This is a genomic window from Kitasatospora sp. NPDC088391 (assembly GCF_044753345.1).
GTDB lineage: Bacteria > Actinomycetota > Actinomycetes > Streptomycetales > Streptomycetaceae > Kitasatospora.
On the sequence record NZ_JBIVNB010000017.1, the window covers coordinates 1 to 16936 of the forward strand.

At 71.0% G+C, this 16936-nt stretch carries 18 protein-coding genes and 1 tRNA gene; 8 read left to right on the forward strand and 11 right to left on the reverse strand.

What is annotated here, in order from left to right; genetic code table 11:
• Positions 1-149: 149 nt before the first annotated feature.
• From ACIQBJ_RS33155 to ACIQBJ_RS33170, 4 genes are all read left to right on the forward strand, one after another.
• On the forward strand, positions 150-578 hold the full coding sequence (locus ACIQBJ_RS33155) for an RNA polymerase sigma factor (RefSeq protein ID WP_400718209.1): 429 nt from the start codon (positions 150-152) through the stop codon (positions 576-578).
• A gap of 82 nt (positions 579-660) precedes the next feature.
• The gene (locus ACIQBJ_RS33160) at positions 661-969 is read left to right on the forward strand and encodes a hypothetical protein (protein ID WP_400718211.1); all 309 of its coding nucleotides are present in this window, start codon (positions 661-663) and stop codon (positions 967-969) included.
• Positions 970-1116: 147 nt separating this feature from the next.
• Complete coding sequence (locus ACIQBJ_RS33165) at positions 1117-1698, forward strand: hypothetical protein (RefSeq protein ID WP_400718213.1); 582 nt, start codon at positions 1117-1119, stop codon at positions 1696-1698.
• Positions 1695-1886, forward strand: coding sequence for a hypothetical protein (locus tag ACIQBJ_RS33170; RefSeq protein WP_400718215.1), 192 nt, complete (start codon positions 1695-1697; stop codon positions 1884-1886). Before ACIQBJ_RS33165 ends, ACIQBJ_RS33170 begins: the two co-directional genes overlap by 4 nt.
• Before the next feature lie 79 nt (positions 1887-1965).
• On the opposite strand, the gene ACIQBJ_RS33175 is transcribed toward ACIQBJ_RS33170, so the two are convergent.
• Entirely contained in the window at positions 1966-3543 is a 1578-nt protein-coding gene (locus ACIQBJ_RS33175) for a recombinase family protein (protein WP_400718217.1), read from the reverse strand.
• A gap of 78 nt (positions 3544-3621) precedes the next feature.
• Positions 3622-4674 (reverse strand): LLM class F420-dependent oxidoreductase, encoded by a 1053-nt coding sequence (locus ACIQBJ_RS33180; RefSeq protein WP_400718220.1) that lies wholly within the window; start codon positions 4672-4674, stop codon positions 3622-3624.
• 242 nt (positions 4675-4916) lie between these two features.
• Here ACIQBJ_RS33180 and ACIQBJ_RS33185 point away from each other — a divergent pair, with 242 nt between their 5' ends.
• Both ACIQBJ_RS33185 and ACIQBJ_RS33190 read left to right on the forward strand, forming a co-directional pair.
• Positions 4917-5900 carry an aldo/keto reductase gene (locus tag ACIQBJ_RS33185; protein ID WP_400718222.1) on the forward strand — a complete coding sequence of 328 codons (984 nt, stop codon included), beginning with the start codon at positions 4917-4919 and terminating at the stop codon, positions 5898-5900.
• Between the two features lie 31 nt (positions 5901-5931).
• Entirely contained in the window at positions 5932-8139 is a 2208-nt protein-coding gene (locus tag ACIQBJ_RS33190; protein ID WP_400718224.1) for a helix-hairpin-helix domain-containing protein, read from the forward strand.
• Positions 8140-8269: 130 nt separating this feature from the next.
• Here the strand turns inward: ACIQBJ_RS33190 and ACIQBJ_RS33195 are convergent, their stop codons facing one another.
• A complete protein-coding gene (locus ACIQBJ_RS33195; protein ID WP_400718226.1) occupies positions 8270-8872 on the reverse strand; it encodes a hypothetical protein in 603 nt (200 codons plus the stop codon).
• A gap of 388 nt (positions 8873-9260) precedes the next feature.
• Between ACIQBJ_RS33195 and ACIQBJ_RS33200 the strand changes: the two genes are divergently transcribed.
• A complete protein-coding gene (locus tag ACIQBJ_RS33200) occupies positions 9261-9470 on the forward strand; it encodes a DUF5703 family protein (protein WP_400718336.1) in 210 nt (69 codons plus the stop codon).
• A 192-nt stretch (positions 9471-9662) separates the two neighbouring features.
• Here the strand turns inward: ACIQBJ_RS33200 and ACIQBJ_RS33205 are convergent, their stop codons facing one another.
• The 3 genes from ACIQBJ_RS33205 to ACIQBJ_RS33215 all read right to left on the reverse strand — a co-directional run bounded on the left by ACIQBJ_RS33205 (position 9663) and on the right by ACIQBJ_RS33215 (position 12749).
• Positions 9663-10487, reverse strand: a complete 825-nt coding sequence (locus ACIQBJ_RS33205; protein ID WP_400718228.1) for a chaplin — start codon at positions 10485-10487, stop codon at positions 9663-9665.
• Between the two features lie 408 nt (positions 10488-10895).
• Positions 10896-11138 (reverse strand): chaplin, encoded by a 243-nt coding sequence (locus ACIQBJ_RS33210; RefSeq protein ID WP_400718230.1) that lies wholly within the window; start codon positions 11136-11138, stop codon positions 10896-10898.
• A gap of 288 nt (positions 11139-11426) precedes the next feature.
• Positions 11427-12749 carry a M20/M25/M40 family metallo-hydrolase gene (locus ACIQBJ_RS33215; RefSeq protein ID WP_400718231.1) on the reverse strand — a complete coding sequence of 441 codons (1323 nt, stop codon included), beginning with the start codon at positions 12747-12749 and terminating at the stop codon, positions 11427-11429.
• Between the two features lie 268 nt (positions 12750-13017).
• Between ACIQBJ_RS33215 and ACIQBJ_RS33220 the strand changes: the two genes are divergently transcribed.
• Positions 13018-13105, forward strand: a tRNA-Leu gene (locus ACIQBJ_RS33220).
• Positions 13106-14180: 1075 nt separating this feature from the next.
• Here ACIQBJ_RS33220 and ACIQBJ_RS33225 read toward each other — a convergent pair.
• The 5 genes from ACIQBJ_RS33225 to ACIQBJ_RS33245 form a co-directional block, all read right to left on the reverse strand.
• Positions 14181-14507, reverse strand: coding sequence for a hypothetical protein (locus tag ACIQBJ_RS33225; RefSeq protein WP_400718233.1), 327 nt, complete (start codon positions 14505-14507; stop codon positions 14181-14183).
• 93 nt (positions 14508-14600) lie between these two features.
• Positions 14601-15434: a helix-turn-helix domain-containing protein gene (locus tag ACIQBJ_RS33230; RefSeq protein WP_400718236.1), complete on the reverse strand. Its 834-nt coding sequence runs from the start codon at positions 15432-15434 to the stop codon at positions 14601-14603.
• Positions 15431-15946, reverse strand: coding sequence for a DUF6879 family protein (locus ACIQBJ_RS33235; protein WP_400718238.1), 516 nt, complete (start codon positions 15944-15946; stop codon positions 15431-15433). Before ACIQBJ_RS33235 ends, ACIQBJ_RS33230 begins: the two co-directional genes overlap by 4 nt.
• Positions 15930-16142 carry a hypothetical protein gene (locus ACIQBJ_RS33240; protein WP_400718241.1) on the reverse strand — a complete coding sequence of 71 codons (213 nt, stop codon included), beginning with the start codon at positions 16140-16142 and terminating at the stop codon, positions 15930-15932. The genes ACIQBJ_RS33235 and ACIQBJ_RS33240 overlap by 17 nt, the downstream gene beginning before the upstream one ends.
• Positions 16143-16568: 426 nt before the next feature.
• On the reverse strand, positions 16569-16877 hold the full coding sequence (locus tag ACIQBJ_RS33245; RefSeq protein WP_400718244.1) for a hypothetical protein: 309 nt from the start codon (positions 16875-16877) through the stop codon (positions 16569-16571).
• Positions 16878-16936: the final 59 nt, after the last annotated feature.

Here is a 16936-nt window from a genome sequence, read left to right on the forward strand (position 1 = left end):
CTCCGCGTCCGACAGATCACCACGTTCTCCCCGCCCCATGCCCGGAACAACGAGCAGATCAAGCGACAGTCACATGATCGGCCGGACAGCTCCTAGTCGAGTACACCGCGCTCGGCACCACCCCGCGCGCTGCCCGCCTGCACCTGGCCGTGAAGGACGGCCGGCCGGTCGTCGGCGCGGCCACCACCGAGGGCTGGTGCGCCGACCTCCAGCCCTCCCTGGCACACAACCCCATCGCCATCAGCCGGGATGCCGTGCGCTGCAAGGGAGTTCGGGTCACGGGCGCCAAGCGCGGCAAGCATGCCACCGGCGCGATCATCGACCGTGACGCCGACGCCGAGTCCTCCGCCCGGTTCACCGCCGCCGCCGAGGTGAAGGCCACCGAACTGCTGGCCGCGATGTCCCCGACGGAGGCCGCCATCGCGCGCTGCGCCTTCGGCTTCGACGGCAACCCTCCGATGCTCACCGACGCCGGGAAGCTCGACGCCACCGCGATAGCCGAAGTCCTGGGCAAGACCCCCGGCACCGTGAAAGCCACCTGGTCACGCGCCCTGAAGAAGCTGCGGGCTGCCGCGTGAATCGGGCCGTTAACCGCCCCTGCTCAACACTTCGGGCCCCCGAGATCACGACGGCGGGCACTCTGACCGAGGAGAGAACATCATGATCGAATCCACCGAGTACACGGCCACCCTGGCCGCCCGACACGGTTCCGTCGTCGGCGTCCGCAACGAACGGCTGGGCAGCGTGCTCGCGCTGACCGTCGGCGCGGAGACCACCCGCCCGGCCCGGCTCAACGCCGACCAGTGCCGCACCCTGGCCGCCTACCTCATCCGCCAGGCCAGCGCACTGGACAACACCGCGAAGGCCGACCACACCCCCGCCCCGACCACCCGCAGGACCCCGGGACTGTACGACCGCCCCGTCCCCGAACCGCTTCGCGGCATCGATTCGCACTGGGGGCCGCGCTGAACCGTCCCGAGGCCCTGGACCTTGCCCAGAAGACCGTCACCGCGATGGCGACCAACACCCGCGGCTACCAAGACCAGCCTCTCGAAGCCCGGGTGAGTGCCGTCCTGCGCATCGCCAACTTCCTGACCACCACCGGAGAGACCACCGATGACCCCCGTGCCTGAGCGGCAGACTGTCCGCCCGGACGAGCAGCGCTTCCCCTGCAAGTACGACGGCCCCCGCGACTACGCCCGGCTGCACGTGGACGGAGAAGGCGACATCGGTCTGCTGGTGCGCTCCGACACCACCACGGCGTCGATCTACCTGCACCCGGAGATCGCCGACCTGCTCAGCACCGCGCTGGCCCAGGCCGCGGTGCGCTCCCGCGACACCGTCCAGGAGATCCAGCGCGTCCGCGCCGAGGAGGAGGCTGCCGCCCTGCGCGTCGGCGAGTTGGACGCCGCCCGCCAAGCCGAGCAGGCGCGCCAGGAGGGACAGCCCTACCTGGTGGCCGGCGGCTCGACGTTGCCCACCGAACTGCCGGTGAACACCCTCGCCCTCGCGCCCGCCCCGGAGACCGCCTCTGTGACCCCGCAGCCGCCAACGTTCGCCGACGTGATGTTGCCTGCCACCGACACCGCTGCCGAGCGGGAGCGCGCGTTCCTCCGAGCGGCCGAACTGCTCGGCCCCGACGCCGGAGTGGCCTCCAAGATCGCCATGGCGAGCTTCCTGCTGAAGGGCCCGGCGTGAACCTCACCGTGGTCCACGCCGTCCACCAGGCCGCCCGCGCCTACGAGGCCCGCACCCCGACGGGCGAACACGTGATCGTTATCGAGGCCCTGCACCGCTCGCCCGGACAGCTCACCCGAACGATCGTCACCCTCCCCCAGTACGCCGCGCTCGACCTCGTCACCGACATCGAGTCCGTCGGCTGGTAATACCTACCCCTACGCCCAGGCCCCCGTCTGGCACTGTTCGAACAGTGCCAGACGGGGGCCTTTTTATTTGCCCTTCTACTTATGCCGCGTTAGCTGGAGCCTCTTCCAAGACATCTCCAAGCCGCTCAGCAGCTTCATCCGCCGTAATGAACTGCATTCGCGGCTCGCGCTTCAGTGGGCCTCGGGCCGGGAACAGCAGGATTTTGACTGCAAATTCCTCCAGCAACTCCCGGCGACCCACGATATCTGCCTTCTCCCACTCACTGGCCACCGTTCGCCCAGTCGGTACCGAGTACCACCCGGCAGGCTTCTCCGGGGTGGCCTTCGCCTCCCTCAACTCAGCACCCATCCGCGCGTACTCTCGGCGGTACCACTCGGCGTCATCCTGGTCGTCGTACAGGCCGGCAGCACGGTCGGCCCTCAGCCGCTCCCGGTCGGCCTCCAGGTCCGCGATGCGCTGCGCCACCCCGTTTCCCGGTTCCCATACCCGTTCCGTGAACTCAGCGGGACCAAATTCGGTCAGGAACCGTCGTTCTGCAAACTCGTCCATTTCAGCGATCGGCGCGGACGGCTGAGGGCATTTTTCCGAACCCAGCAAACCATCGGTCCGGGCCTTGCACGCCCACGCCGGGATGATTCCGCTCTTGTGGGATGTGCTGGTCCGGTATAGCCGCACAGTGCAGCAGCCACAGACCGCCACGTTGGGCAACAGCAACTCGGATTTGGGAGCCCTGGGGCCCTTCGGAGCCTTTGTCAGCTTCTCCCTCAAAGCGGCCTGAGTCTGCCGGTCCCACAGGCCCGGGGCGATCCGGACGGGGTGCCCGTCCCGTCCCAGCACCGCCTTCCCCTTATGTGTGAGGTAGCCCAGGGAGGCATCCGAGAGGCAGATGCGCTTGATGATGTTGCCATTCCAGTGCCCGCCCGTCGGCTCCTTCCCGTACATCACGCGCGACCAGTCGGCCGGCGAGAGCACTCCTGCACGAGTCAGCCGAGCCGCCTCGGAGTCCACCGTCACACGGCCGGTCTCGTCGGTCAGCAAACGTCGCACGAACCCGCGGGCGACGACCGCCGAATCGGGCTCGTTCTCTGTGTGAGAGACCTTCCCCCCGAAGGGCAGTCGCACGTGCATGAACCCGTATGCGGGGCGCCCGGCGACTTCCCCCTCACGGCGGGCCCGTTCGGCTTCTTGCCGGTTGCGGGTCCTAATACTCCGGTGCTCGCCCTGGGCCATGAACAGCTTGAGCGTGAACTCCTGCTCTTGCTGCGGGTCGTTCAAGTCCCAGTACCCGGCGTGGTCGGCAGTGAGCAGCGTCCGGCCGGCAGAAGCGTTCTCCCGCGCCAGCCTCAGCCCCTCGTATACGTCGCGGCCGATACGGTCCACGGCGGACGCTGCAAGACCGTCGTACGGGCCGTGCCGGCCCTTGAGCCAGGGCCCCAGCTTCGGGCGAGTGAAAGGGTCGGACGCGCCCGACACCTCCCAGTCGTCCGCCCATCCGATGATGTGCCCGCCCTCGCGGGCCGCAGCGTCCAGGATGAGGTCGCGCTGCCGAGCCGGTGAGCTGGTGGCGGCCTGCACTCGGGAGAGGCGGCGCACGCCGAGCAGGCAACGCCCGCAGCCGTCGTACGGCGTTACGGGCGCGTCGTTGGTGCTGGTCATGGTGGGCATACGTTCCCCAGGGGCCGGGGCGGCTCGCGCCGCTGAACGGGCGAACCCGGCCCCCAGGGGAGCCCATCGTTAGGCGAGCCCTGCCCGTTCCAGCGCCTCCACACCCACGCGCAGTGCGTGGATGCGGCCTTCCACTGAATAGTCGAATCCGCCGGGGGCGAGGGTCAGGGTGGTGACGCCGGCGGCGGCGTAGGCCTGCATGCGGTCGGCGATCCGGGCGGTGTCGCCGAGGAGGGAGGTGGCGTCGATGAACTCGTGCGGGACGGCGGCCGCGGCGGCGGCCTTGTCGCGGGCCAGGTAGTGGGTCTGGACCTCGTCGGCGGCCTGCTCGAAGCCCATCCGGCGGGCGAGCTGGCTGTAGAAGTTCTTCTCCTTGCTGCCCATGCCGCCGAGGTAGAGGGCGGTGTAGTCGCGCAGGGTGTCGGTGGCGGCGCGGATGTCCTCGCCGACGGCGATGTTGACGGTGGGGCAGAGGTCGAAGCCGTCCAGGGTGAGCCCGGCCTTGGCGCGGCCGGCCGCGAGGGCGTCGGTGGAGAGGGCGGCGTGCTCGGGGGCGAAGAACAGGCCGAGCCAGCCGTCGGCGATCTCGCCGGTGAGTTCGAGGTTCTTCGGACCCATCGAGGCGATGTACAGCGGGATGTGCTCGCGCACCGGGTGGACGGTCAGCTTGAGCGCCTTGCCGGGCCCGCCGGGCAGCGGCAGCGTCCAGTTGGCGCCGTCGTGCACCAGCCGCTCGCGGGACATCGCCTTGCGGATGATCTCCACGTACTCGCGGGTACGGGCCAGCGGCTTGTCGAACCTGACGCCGTACCAGCCCTCGGAGACCTGCGGGCCGGAGACGCCGAGGCCGAGCCGGAACCGGCCGCCGGAGAGGGTGTCCAGGGTGGCGGCGGTCATCGCGGTCATCGCCGGGGTGCGGGCCGGGATCTGGAAGATCGCCGAGCCGACGTCGATCCGCTCGGTCTTCGCGGCCACGTAGGACAGCACGGTGGCGGCGTCCGAACCGTAGGCCTCGGCGGCCCAGCAGACCGCGTAGCCCAGGCGGTCGGCCTCCTGGGCGACCGCGATGTTGTCGGCGTCCAGGCCGAGTCCCCAGTAGCCGAGGTTGATCCCGAGTCGCATGTGCCCAAGCCTTCCAGTCGGGTGGTGCCGGTGAGCGTAGCCGTCCGGCCGAGGCCATGCTACTGAGCGGTAGTGGTGGCGCGGGTCCCATCCGGCGGGACGGGGCGCGGCGCGCGGGGACGTCCTCCGCGCGGGTCGTCCCGGGCCCGGAGGGGTTTCGCCGCTACCCTCACTGCTCGTGGGGGACAGCGCCCCCGACCTGCGCCATCCCCCTTTGGCACAGCACGTTGACGGAGGGCCAGATGGAACTGCGACAGCTCGGCCGGACCGGACTGCGGGTCTCCCGGTTCGGCCTGGGCACCCTCACCTGGGGCCGGGACACCGACGAGCAGGAGGCCGCCGAGCAGTTGAAGGCGTTCGTCGACGCCGGCGGCAACCTGGTGGACACCGCGGACGTGTACGCCGACGGCGGCGCCGAGTACCTGCTCTCCCGGCTGACGGACGGTCTGGTCCCGCGCGCCGAGCTGGTGATCGCCTCCAAGGCGGGCTCGCTGCCCGGCACCCGCCGCCCCGACGCCTCCCGCGGCCACCTGCTGACCGCCCTGGACGCCTCGCTGCGCCGGCTCGGCACCGACCACGTCGACCTGTGGCAGGTGCACGCGTACGACCCGGCCACCCCCGCCGAGGAGACCCTGCACGCCCTCGACCTGGCGGTCTCCTCCGGCCGGGCCAGGTACGCGGGCGTCTGCCACTACAGCGGCTGGCAGCTCGCCAAGGCCGCCGCCCACCAGCGGGTCTCGCCCGGCAGCGCCCCGCTGGCCTCGGTGCAGCTGGAGTACTCGCTGCTCCAGCGCGGCATCGAGCGCGAGGCACTGCCCGCCGCCGTGGACGCCGGGGTCGGCCTGCTGGCCTGCTCGCCGCTCGGCCGGGGCGTGCTGACCGGCAAGTACCGGCACGGGGTGCCGCCGGAGTCGCGCGGCGCCTCCCCGCACCCGCACCTGGCCGGTTCGGTGCAGCCCTACCTGGGCGAGACCTCGCGCCGGATCGTCGACGCGCTGGCCACCGCCGCCGACGGCCTGGCCTCCACCCCGCTGAAGGTGGCGCTGGCCTGGGTGCGCGACCGCCCCGGCGTGTCGGCGGCCCTGCTGGGCGCCCGCACCGCCGCCCAGCTGCAGTCCGCGCTGTCGGTCGAGGCCCTTACGCTTCCGGGTGAGATCCGCGCTGCGCTGGACGACGTGTCGGCCCCGGTGCACCGCTACCCGGACCAGGGCTGGACGGAGCTGTGACCCGCCGGCCCGCTGAAGGAGCCTGCCCGCGATGACCACCCCCGAGGAGAGCCCGGCCGAGCAGCGCGCCGAAGCGCCGTCCGCCGACGCCTCGCCCGCCGACGCGACCGCCGCCGAAGCAGCGTCCGCCGGTACGCCGCCGGTCGGCACGCCGTCCGCCGGTGCGGACCGTGCCGCCGCCGTGGCCGCGCTCGCCAAGGCGATCGGCGCGATCAACGCGAACGACATCGTCGCCCCGCCCCGCCCCCCGCGCGACGCCGACCTCCCGGCCGACGACGCACCGGCCGACGACGCACCGGCCGACGACGCACCGGTCGGCGAGGAGTCGGCGGTCGAGGAACCGGTGGCCGAGGAGTCCGTGGCCGAGGAGCCGGTCGTCGACGGGCCGGTGGCGGCCGGGGCGCCGGTCGAGCGTCCGGTGCGCCGTCCCGCCGCGCCGCCCGCCGTTCCGCTCGACGACGCGCAGCGCCGGGCCGCGCTGGCCGCCGTCGCCGAGGTGCTGGCCGGGGGCGGGGCGCCCGCCGAGCTGGCGGAGGCCGCGCTGGCCGAGTTCGGCGAGGGCGCGGCCGAGGAGCTGCGGGAGGACCCGTGGGCGGTGCTCTCGCTGCCCGGGGTGCGTCCCGAGCACGCGGACGGTTTCGCCAAGGGTCTGCTCGGCCCCGCCGCCCGGCCGGACGATCCGCGCCGCGCGCAGGCGCTGGTCGCCTGGCTGCTGGAGCAGGCCGCGCTGCGCGGGCACTCGGCGCAGGAGCTGGGCGAGGTCGCCGCGGCGCTGCGCGCCCAGCGGGTGCCGGATGCGGAGGGCGCGCTGCAGGCGGTGCTGGAGGACGGGCGGGTGATGCCGTTCCAGGAGGAGCTGCCGCTGCCGCCCGGCAGCCACGACGAGGACGCGGAGCCGCCCGTCCGCACCCTGCTGGCCCTGGAGCGCCTGGCGCTGGCCGAGGAGAGCCTGGGCGAGGGCCTGGTCCGCCTGCTGTCGACCTTCGTCCCCGGCGAGGACGGGGCCCCCGGCGAGGACGGGACGGCTGACGGTCCGTCGGCCGCCGACGTCCCCGGGCAGCCCGGTCCGGCGGCCTGGGAGGAGGCCGCGGCGGCGGCGCCGCGGTCCGCGCAGGAGCTGGTCCGGGCGGTGGCCGGGTCCGGGCTGGTGCTGCACACCGGCGGCGAGGCGGCCCGGGCCGAACCGGCGGCGCTGCTGCACGCCGCCGCCGGGCTGGGCCTGCGGGCCCGGGCGGCGACCTGGACGGGGCAGGGCCGGGACGCGCTGGCCGCGCTGCTGCCCGCGGACTCCCCCGCCGCCGGGCGGATCGGCACGCTGGCCGACCTGCTGGGCGGCGCGGACGTGCCGCGCGCCGTCGACGGCACCCTCGCGCTGGACGTGCTGGTGGTGCTGGACGCCCCGCTGCTGGACGTGGAGACCGCGGCGACGCTGCTGGAGGCGCTGCCGGACGGGGCCCGGCTGGTGCTGTCGGGCGACCCGGGCAGCCTCTGGTCGGCCGGTCCGGGCCGGTTCTTCGCCGATCTGCTGGCCGCGAAGCCCTGCCCCGCCGTGGCCTCCCGCACCCCCGACTTCGGCCCGATCGGCGAGCTGGTGTCGGGCGTCGGCGTCGGCGAGCTGCAGCCGGTGGACGCCCCCGACAAGGAGGTGGTGATCCTCACCGCCAAGGAGGGCGGCGAGGCCGTCCACCGGGCCGTCCAGCTGCTCACCGACTCGATCCCGCGCGCCCTGTCCATCCCGTCCGAGCAGACGGTGCTGCTGACTCCGGGCCACGGCGGCCCGGCCGGGACGCGGGCGCTGAACGCCGCCGCCAAGGCGAAGCTGAACCCCGGCCCCGGCCGGTTCGGCGGCTTCGACCCGGGCGACCGGGTGGTGCACTCCCCCGCGCTCGGCGTGAACCTGCCCGGGCGGGTGCTGGACGGCGACGCGCGCGGCCTGCACCTGGAGCTCACCGACGGCGGGCGGCTCACCCTGACGCCCGCGCAGACCGCCGGGCTGCGGCACGGCTGGGCGGTGACGGCCCACCAGGCGGTCGGCCGGCGCTGGCCCGCCGTGGTGGTGGTGCTGCCGGAGGACGCGGCGGCGCAGCTGAGCCGCCAGTGGGTGTACTCGGCGTTCGGCCGGGCCGAGCGGCACCTCTCCGTGGTCCACGCGGCCGGTCCGGCGCTCGCCCAAGCGGTCGCGGAGCGGCCCGCGCAGTCCCGGACGACCCGGCTGCGCTCGGTGCTCGCCGACCAGTAGCGCGGTGCTGCCCCGCGCGGTGGCGCGGGGCAGCGGGAGGGCCCGGCGGGTGCCTGTGCACCGGCCGGGCCCTCGTACGTTCGCGTCGGGTCGGGTCACGGGGCGGACCTCCTGGTCCTCCCCGGCCGACTCAGTCCTCGAGCTCGTCGTCGTAGACCTCGCTGACGTCGAAGCGGCAGATCAGCAGCTCCGGGTCGGTGCCGTCGAAGGGCTCGGGCAGCCACTCGCCGGGCTCGGCCGGTTCGGTGGCGGACACCCACAGCGTGGAGTCGCCCTCCTCCAGGCCGAACTCCTCGGCGCGGGCGGCGATCTCGTCCGGCTCGAACTCGCCGAACAGCACGCCGAGCGCCGCCGTCACCTCGCCCTCCCCTCCCCCGCCCGGGGTCAGCGACTCGTCGACCCGCTCGGCCTGGGCGCGCAGGCGCTTCGGGTCGGCGATCAGGTAGTCGCGGCGGATCAGCACGCTGATCGCCTCGGGCTGCTCGGGGCCCTGGTAGCCCGTCCCGCCCTCGTCGCCCGGGATCTCGAACGGGGTGACCTCGTCGTAGACCTCGTAGAGGATCTGGTCGTAGGCGATGGCGGCCGCCGCGAGCTCCTCGTACGCGTGGACGACGACCGGATCGCCGGGTTCGGTGGAGCTGGAGACAGCCTGCAGGTGGCGGTCGATGGCGGCCTTGACCGCCTCTGCGGCGGCCCGTACCTCGGTGATGGTCAGCTGCGCGGCATCAGACATGGTGCAGACGCTATCCCCACCCGGCGACGACACGCACAGGGGTTGTCACCTACGGCCGTTAAATCCGGGCAAGTTCACCCCGGATGTCCGTTCCGCGTGCATCTGCGCCCGCGTTTTCGGTCCGCCCCGATCCGGAGCCGGGCCCTCCACCCGCTCCCGGCGGGTCCGCCACCGGCCGTCGCGGGTCCGTCGCGGCCCTCGGTGGGTGTCGGCGCGCATCGACGGAGTGCGGCGCGGGTATCCCTGTGGCGAGGGAAAACTGATTGACGATCAGCTCCGAACGGGGCGAGGCTCGGACCGTCCGTCGTGTCGGGCGTACCCGAACCGGCCGCCGGTCGGAGACGCGCCGTAGGCTTGCAGGCAGCACAGCAGCGGAGGAGACGCCTTGATCCCTACCAAAACGGTCCGGCTTCCGGAGTACGAGTACCAGTCGCTTCGCCTCCCGCGCGGCACCACCCGCAACGCCGCGCGCCAGTTCCTCACCGAGCAGGCCGAGTACGGGCACTGGGAGCTCGACCGGCTCCGGCTCTACCCCGACGGGAGCCGGACCGTCCGGCTGAAGCGACGCGTGATCCGGCAGGTCCGCCCCACCTGGTAGCCCCTCGCCGCAGACGTACGGCCCTCGCCCCGCGCGGACGCCCGCGCCCGGGACCGCCCCGCCACCGCACGGTGGTGGGGGTGTCCGGGCGCGGGCGTCCGTTCGTCGTGTCGGCGTTCCCGGGTCCGTGCCGGGGCCGGTATCCCGGTGTCCCTGTATCCCGGGATCAGGGCCGGTGCCGGGGCCGGGGCCTCAGCGGCGGGCGAGGGACCGGGAGCGGCGGTACAGCACGCCGCCGCCGAGCATCAGCAGGGCGCCGGCCGGGGCGAGCACCTCCAGCGCGGAGGCACCGGTGTGGGCCAGCTGCGCCTCGGCCGGCATGGCGGCCCGGGCCTGGACGACGGGCGTCGGGGTCGACGGCGGGGTGGGCTGCTCGCCGTTCTGGCCGCCGTTGCGGTCCGTGCCCGGGGTGGTGGGCGTCCCCGGGGTGCCGCCGTGCTCGCCGCCGGTCTCCGGGCAGTCGTCGGTGGGCGGCGGGGTGGGCGGCTGGCAGTCGTCCCCGGGCGGCGGGGTGACGGGCGGGGTCGCGGGCGGCTGGTGCGGCGCCGGGGCGCTGCCGCACTCGTTGCCGAAGGCCGGGTTCCCTACGCCCACCACGTTCGCCGAGTTGCCGCAGGCGTTGACCGGGGCGCTGACCGGCGCCTGCACCTGGTTGCCGGAGAGGACGCCGGGCGAGTTCGCGGTCGTGCCGCTCGCACCGGAGCCGGCCGTGCTGCCCGAGCCGCCGGAGCCGGACCGGGTGCCGCCGGAGCCCGTGGAACCCGAGCCCGTGGAGCCCGAGCCGGTGGTGGAGCCGTGCCGGCCGCCCGTGCTGACATTGGAGCAGTCGTTGCCGTACGCCGGGTTCAGCAGGCCGATCACGTTGATCGTGTTGCCGCAGGCGTTCACCGGGATGTTCACGGGGACCTGCACCGCGTTCCCGGACCCTACGCCGGGCGAGTTCGTCGCGGCGCCGTGCGCGTCGGCGGCGGCGTGGGCGTACCCCGCGGTCGAGGCCAGCACACTGCCGGTGGCCATGGCCGTGAGGAGGCCCTTCCTGGCGACCTGTCGCATTGACTCCCCTTGGTTTCTCATCCGATGGTCTGACTGAATTTTGTGAAGTTGTCGCACTCCGACCTCCGGAAACGCTTGCCGATCCGATAGTCGGAATTGCCCACCGCCACGGCGGAGGCACTACTTCAACGACCCCTATCGGTGAAGGTTGAGCCATCTGCAGTCGATTCATTCGATCGAGCGAGGTGTCCGGTAACCCGGGAACCGCGCCTTTCACCTGATCGGGTCGGCCGCGTCGTCCGGGAGGCGGGGCGCGGGCCGACCGCGGGACCCCGGGGCGGGCCGGGAACGGCGCCGCCCCCGCGCGGCCCAGGAGGCCGCGCGGGGGCGGGATTTCAAGCTCGGCGGTCCGTCGGTCGACGACGGACCCGCTCAGACGTTCTGGCAGCTGTTGCCGAACGCCGGGTTGAGCAGGCCGATCACGCTGATGGTGTTGCCGCAGACGTTGACCGGGATGTGCACCGGCACCTGGATCAGGTTGCCCGAGAGCACGCCCGGGGAGTTGGTCGCGGCACCGCCGGCGTGCGCACCGCCGTGCGCCGAGGCGACACCGGCGCCCGCGAGCACCAGACCACCGGTGGCGGCGACAACGGCGGCAAGCTTCTTGGCCTTCATCTGGCTGTTCCTCCTGGTCGTTTCCAGCCCGTTCCCCCGGGCTGCACACGGAAGAACGAAGCCCCGGCGACCGGGATACGGCGCCGGGGCTGCATTCACCCGTTGAAGTGATCGAACGAACAGATGATCGCCATTTCGCATGTCGATAATCTCGAATGCTGCTCAGCTCGAATGCTGGGCAGTTGTGATGCTGGGCAGTTGTGATGCTGGGCAGTTGTGATGCTGGGCTGTTCTGATGCTCGACCGACTAGTCGGACCGGGCGGCCGGGGATCGGATCGGGGTCGGGGTCAGGCCAGGTCGATGAACCGGTCCAGCACCCGGACGCCGAACTTCAGGCCGTCCACCGGCACCCGCTCGTCCACGCCGTGGAACATGCCGGCGAAGTCCAGGTCCGGCGGGAGCTGGAGCGGGGCGAAGCCGAAGCAGCGGATGCCGAGGTCCTGGAAGGACTTGGCGTCGGTGCCGCCGGACAGGCAGTAGGGGACGGCCCGGGCGATCGGGTCCTCGGCGCGCAGCGCGGTCTGCATCGCCTCGACCAGGGCGCCGTCGAAGCTGGTCTCGATCGCCTTGTCGTGGTGCAGGCTCTCGCGCTTGACGCGCGGGCCGAGGACGCTGTCCAGCTCGGCCAGGAACTCCTCCTCGTAGCCGGGCAGGAAGCGGCCGTCCACGTGCGCGGTGGCCTGGCCGGGGATGACGTTCACCTTGTAGCCGGCGCCGAGCATGGTCGGCTGGGCGGTGTTGCGCAGGGTGGTGCCGATCATCTTGGCGATGCCGCCGAGCACCCGGAGCGTCTCGTCCATGTCCTCGGGGTCGAGCCGCACGCCCAGCGCGTCCGAGAGCTCGTCCAGGAAGGCCCGGACGGTCTTGGTGATCCGGAGCGGGAACTGGTGCCGGCCGAGGCGGGCGACGGCCTCGCACAGCTCGGTGATGGCGTTGTCGTCGTTCTCCATCGAGCCGTGGCCGGCCCGGCCCTCGACGGTCAGGCGCATCCAGTGCATGCCCTTCTCCGCCGTCTCCACCAGATACAGCCGGGCCTGGTCGTTGACGGTGAAGGAGAAGCCGCCGACCTCGCCGATCGCCTCGGTGACGCCCTCGAACAGCTCGGGGTGCCGGTCGACCAGGAAGCGGGCGCCGTAGGTGCCGCCGGCCTCCTCGTCCGCGAGGAACGCGAGCACCAGGTCGCGCGGGGGCTTGCGGCCGGTGCGGAGCCGGTCGCGGACCACCGCGAGGGTCATCGCGTCCATGTCCTTCATGTCGACGGCGCCGCGGCCCCACACGCAGCCGTCGGTGATCTCGCCCGAGAACGGGTGCACCGTCCAGTCGTCGGCGTTGGCCGGCACCACGTCGGTGTGGCCGTGGATCAGCAGGCCCGGACGGGACCGGTCCTCGCCCTCGATCCGGACCACGGTCGAGGCGCGGCCCTTCGCCGACTCGAAGATCTGCGGCTCCAGGCCGAACTCGGCGAGCTGCTCGGCGACGTACTCGGCCGCCTTCCGCTCGCCCGGGCCAGTGCCGTCGCCGTAGTTGCTGGTGTCGATGCGGATCAGGTCCCGGCAGATCTCGGCGACCTCCGACTCGGCCGTCACCGTGCGCTCGCTGCCCACACTCATCGCTCCCACCTCGTGTCTGCCCGCCCCGGCGCGGCTGCGGCCCGCGCCGCCCCGACCCGGCCGGGGTCCGCGGGCGTCGTCCCGCCATCCTCCCCCAGCACCCGTCCGGCCCCAAGGGCATATCCCCCCGACACTCCTTACCGCCGCCCGCCGCCACCCCCTTTCGAAGCCCGCCCCGCCCCGCGACCCCCGGTTTTGGGTCTGCCAGGCGATCTTTGCTACTGTTGTCCATGTCAGCGCGGGGAACACGCCGCGCGGACGACACCCCGTCCGGGTGGCGGAATGGCAGACGCGCTAGCTTGAGGTGCTAGTGCCCTTTATCGGGCGTGGGGGTTCAAGTCCCCCCTCGGACACCAGCACAGACCCCTCTTCACGAGGGGTTTTTTGCTTTTCCGGGCACCGGCGCGACCGGCCACGTGACCAACGGCCCGGGAAGTCCCCTGGTCGGACCAGGGATGCGAGGCCGATCCGACCGACGCTCGATGCCGCCGACTTCTTCGCCCCCAGCGCGGCGACGGCCGTAGTCGGCCATCGTGCAGCCCGGCGAGTGATGGCGGGCGTTGGCGGAGAACTCCACTGGGTTCTCGCCGTTGTCGAGATCGTTCGTGATCTTCGATTACCCAGCCGAGCAGGGTGGTGCACACCCACATCACGCCCTCGGACAGGGGCGACGCCCTGGCGACGGTCGTCCGCATCGACACCTACCGGCCGACCGCACCGGAAACCCCAACCCCCGTACCCGGAAAACCACTTCGCCCGCAGCCAGCCACGGCAACGAACCCGTTCCCCTCCCTGCTCCGATGCTCGAACCAAAGAAGCCCCGGCCGACAGACCGGGGCTTCTTTCGTTGCTTCCGCCGCCTACGCGTCGCGCGACGTGATCACGGCCCCGAACTTTCCCGCCTTGATCGCGTCTCTCAATGTCTCCCACCCGGCAGCGGACAACACCGCCACCCCGGACGGGCGTTCGGCAGCACGGACCGCCACATACCCCGGAACGTTGACCGCCACCTCCGGCCCACCGCCCACCCCCAACCCGCCGAACCGGAAAGCACTGGAATGCGGCGGGCCCACGGACGGCGGGGGCCGCCACAGAGCGGCGCGAGCAACCGGAGCGGGACGCGGCTCCGACCACAGGTCGAACTCGCACCAGACATGATCCCGCCCGCACCGCCACATGTGGCCGAACCGATCGGCCTCCCACAGGGCTTCCGCAACAGCCTGACGGTCCGCCCCGCTCCCGGACACGTCCAGATCGAGCCGGACACCTTCCGGAAGACCCGCGATACGCACCTCACCCCCCGAGGCCGCAGCCAGCCGGGAAGCAATCCCGAACGCCCTTTCCCGCATCCGGCGTTCAGCCGCAGCGTCACCCACCCCTCAACCCCTGCACAGGACAGCCAGCAGAACCACGACCAGGAGCCCATCCCCCTCACCCACGGTCGCCACCGGCGGGCAGGTACAGATCGAACGCCAGCAACGGCAGATCCTCGGCCCGCGGCTTCTCACCGCTCGCCGCCCTGATCCTCGTCACGCTCGCGGCGTACGCCCGCCGCGTGTCCGCCTGCATCAGCCACAGACGCCCGTGATAAGCGTCCGGGAAGGTCAGCAGCACCAGCCGACCGGGCCCGTCCGGTAGGCAGCAGAACCCGTCCAGGAACAGATCCTTGATGACATACGACCCGGCTACCTTCACCACCTCGTACCGCATCACGTGCGTGTTCGAGCGGACCGGCGGACTCTCCACCCTGGCAGACACAACCACACTCCCTAGCCCTCGACTCCCGGGAACGAGAGAAAACTAAGGGAAGCCGCCATGCCGATCAATAATATTCTCCTTACCGAATAAACGTCACCTTCGGTACATCGCGGCCCACTCGGCGAGCTGGCCCCTGGCGGCATCATCAAAGAGTGCACAGTCTTCAAAAATCGAGAAAATCTCAAGATGACGGGAAACGTCTCGTGGATCCCGGAAGACGATCCGGCCCGTGAATGTTTCAACAGTAGCAAGGCGGTCGTCATAGACAGTGAATGTGTTCATCGGCCCACGCGACATGAGCGCGCCGTACGGAATGACTCCGATTCGAACCGCCGGTAGGTACGTCAGAGACGCCAGTCGGTCTATCTGAATCGCCATAGCATGAGGCGGAACGATGGCCCACTTGACCGCCTGCTCGGTCATGAGGAACGTAAACGACTTGGAATCGTCGTAGAGCACCGCCTGGCGCTCGATCTTTTTTCCGATGACTCCGCTCTTGTCCCCGGGTGAGTGCCCAAGGCTGGCCCGGATGTACTCGGGCGTTGCCAGCAGACCTGTGACCATGGCTGGAAGGAAGTACCGCAGCTCGGCTGCATCGGTCTCCAGCGAGGAGAGTTCGGCCTGCCGCTTCTCGACTCCACGCCGCCAGGAGGTCCGCTTGTCCTGCCATTCGGTATTGGCTGTTCGAGCCAAGGAGGATATCTCTCGGATGACGTCCGCCGGCGCATTGAGAGCTCTCAGAATGCGCTCAACATCAACCAGGCTGGGCACAATCTTTCCTGTTTCAATCTTGCTGATCTTACTCTGGGAAATGCCACAACGCGCCGAAAGCCGGTCTCCCGTGAGACCGGCTTTCAACCGAAGGCTTCTCATCATTTCAGCCAGGTCCGATTTTGATCGACCGAGCTGATCAGGATCGAGCGTCACCCGTGCTCTTTCAAGTAGTCAGCAAAGGGGACAGCGCGCTCCAGAGCCAGCTCCTTCCATTGCTGGTACTTACGCATGTCACCCGTGATCAGCTCTCGGTTGATCTGCGTTCCATCGGGCCTGAAGTTGAGATGGACCACCGATGAGTCGTCGAACAGCCACCAGTCCTGCTGGGGAATCTCGAATTCCTCACCAGTGACGTCGAGAATCCGGATCTCTTCCCCAGCAGCGATGTTGCCCGGGATACCCCAAGCAAACTGGTAGCGCTGGTAGTCGGTGAGTGGCTGACGCACCACCCGCACTCGGCCGATCCTCCGGCCGGAGGACACGAAACCGTGTACCCGGCGGTGCCACGCCGCATTGTGGTCGGCGGGCTTCGGCTCAGCCCGCAGGAAGCGTGCCAGGTTCTCTGCCTCGCGGGGCATCGTGTAGACCGGCTGCGCTTCGAAGCGGAAGGCGTCGCGCTGGTAGCTGTCGAAGTGGCTGCGCCACTGCTCACCATCCAAGAGCACGGACTGCCTCCTCCAGGATGTGCCGGGGGATCTCGACCGCCGACTCTCCACTCGGCACCGTCAAGGCCGTGAAGTGGTCCCCCTGGACGACGAACGTGTCTCGGTCCGTCGCATAGACGTTGGGACAGTCATCGTCGTCGCAGTTCGGTCCCTTGAACCTGCCAGTCAGGCGTGTCAGGTTCGGACGGTCGGTCATGACGCCCCCTCTACAGGTCGGGTACCTCCCAACCCGTCAGACGACGCTAAGGCGATCATCGGCACCTGTCCATGCCGTCTCAGAGATATTCCTGACCCGGAATAAGTAGGCCCCTCGCACCGCCTTGGCGACCCGACGCCCAGCCCAACCACGCGCCCTCACCCACCCCAGCGGGGACGGTGCATGACGGATGGTCACGTGACCAACGCATGACCAACAGCGGTCCGAAGCACTCGGAAACGCCCAGGTCACGTCAGCAACGCCCATAGTCTGCATGGCAACACATCAAGGACGTATCCCCAGGTCAGGACTAACAAATGCTGGTGCCCGAGTGGAGAGTTCAAGTCCCCCTCGGACACCAGCACAGACCCCTCTTCGTGAGGGGTTTTTTGCTTTTCCGGGCACCGGCGTGACCAGCGGGGGTGGTCATTGCCATTCCTCGTCGTTGCCGGGGACTCCGCCGACTTCGAGCCAGAGGTACTCCCAGCCCTGGGTCTTGCGGTGGCCGAACCGGTCGGCGAGGGAGAGGACGCGGAGGACGGCGGTGACCAGGGCTCGGCTGTGGGCTCCGCGGACGCGTACGGACACGCGGACCGCGCCGCCGGGGGTCCAGGTGATCGACGGGCGTTCGTCCGTCAAGGACTTCAGTTCTCCGGCGAGTTCGCCGGCCTTTGCCCGTGCTGCCCGCAGTTCGCCGTCCGGACGGGGGTCGTCCGGCAGGCCGTCGTCACTCACGGTCGGCTCCGGGCAGGCGGTGGGCCTGCCGGTCGGACGGTCCGGAGGGTTCTGCACTT

Bases quoted from the DNA above. Each gene is read 5' to 3' on its own strand.
- ACIQBJ_RS33180 (WP_400718220.1), bottom strand. From the start codon at position 4,674: ATGCGACTCGGGATCAACCTCGGCTACTGGGGACTCGGCCTGGACGCC.
- ACIQBJ_RS33215 (WP_400718231.1), bottom strand. From the start codon at position 12,749: ATGAGTGTGGGCAGCGAGCGCACGGTGACGGCCGAGTCGGAGGTCGCC.
- ACIQBJ_RS33195 (WP_400718226.1), bottom strand. From the start codon at position 8,872: ATGTCTGATGCCGCGCAGCTGACCATCACCGAGGTACGGGCCGCCGCA.
- ACIQBJ_RS33205 (WP_400718228.1), bottom strand. From the start codon at position 10,487: ATGGCCACCGGCAGTGTGCTGGCCTCGACCGCGGGGTACGCCCACGCC.
- ACIQBJ_RS33160 (WP_400718211.1), top strand. From the start codon at position 661: ATGATCGAATCCACCGAGTACACGGCCACCCTGGCCGCCCGACACGGT.
- ACIQBJ_RS33175 (WP_400718217.1), bottom strand. From the start codon at position 3,543: ATGACCAGCACCAACGACGCGCCCGTAACGCCGTACGACGGCTGCGGG.
- ACIQBJ_RS33165 (WP_400718213.1), top strand. From the start codon at position 1,117: ATGACCCCCGTGCCTGAGCGGCAGACTGTCCGCCCGGACGAGCAGCGC.
- ACIQBJ_RS33185 (WP_400718222.1), top strand. From the start codon at position 4,917: ATGGAACTGCGACAGCTCGGCCGGACCGGACTGCGGGTCTCCCGGTTC.
- ACIQBJ_RS33240 (WP_400718241.1), bottom strand. From the start codon at position 16,142: ATGACCGACCGTCCGAACCTGACACGCCTGACTGGCAGGTTCAAGGGA.
- ACIQBJ_RS33210 (WP_400718230.1), bottom strand. From the start codon at position 11,138: ATGAAGGCCAAGAAGCTTGCCGCCGTTGTCGCCGCCACCGGTGGTCTG.
- ACIQBJ_RS33190 (WP_400718224.1), top strand. From the start codon at position 5,932: ATGACCACCCCCGAGGAGAGCCCGGCCGAGCAGCGCGCCGAAGCGCCG.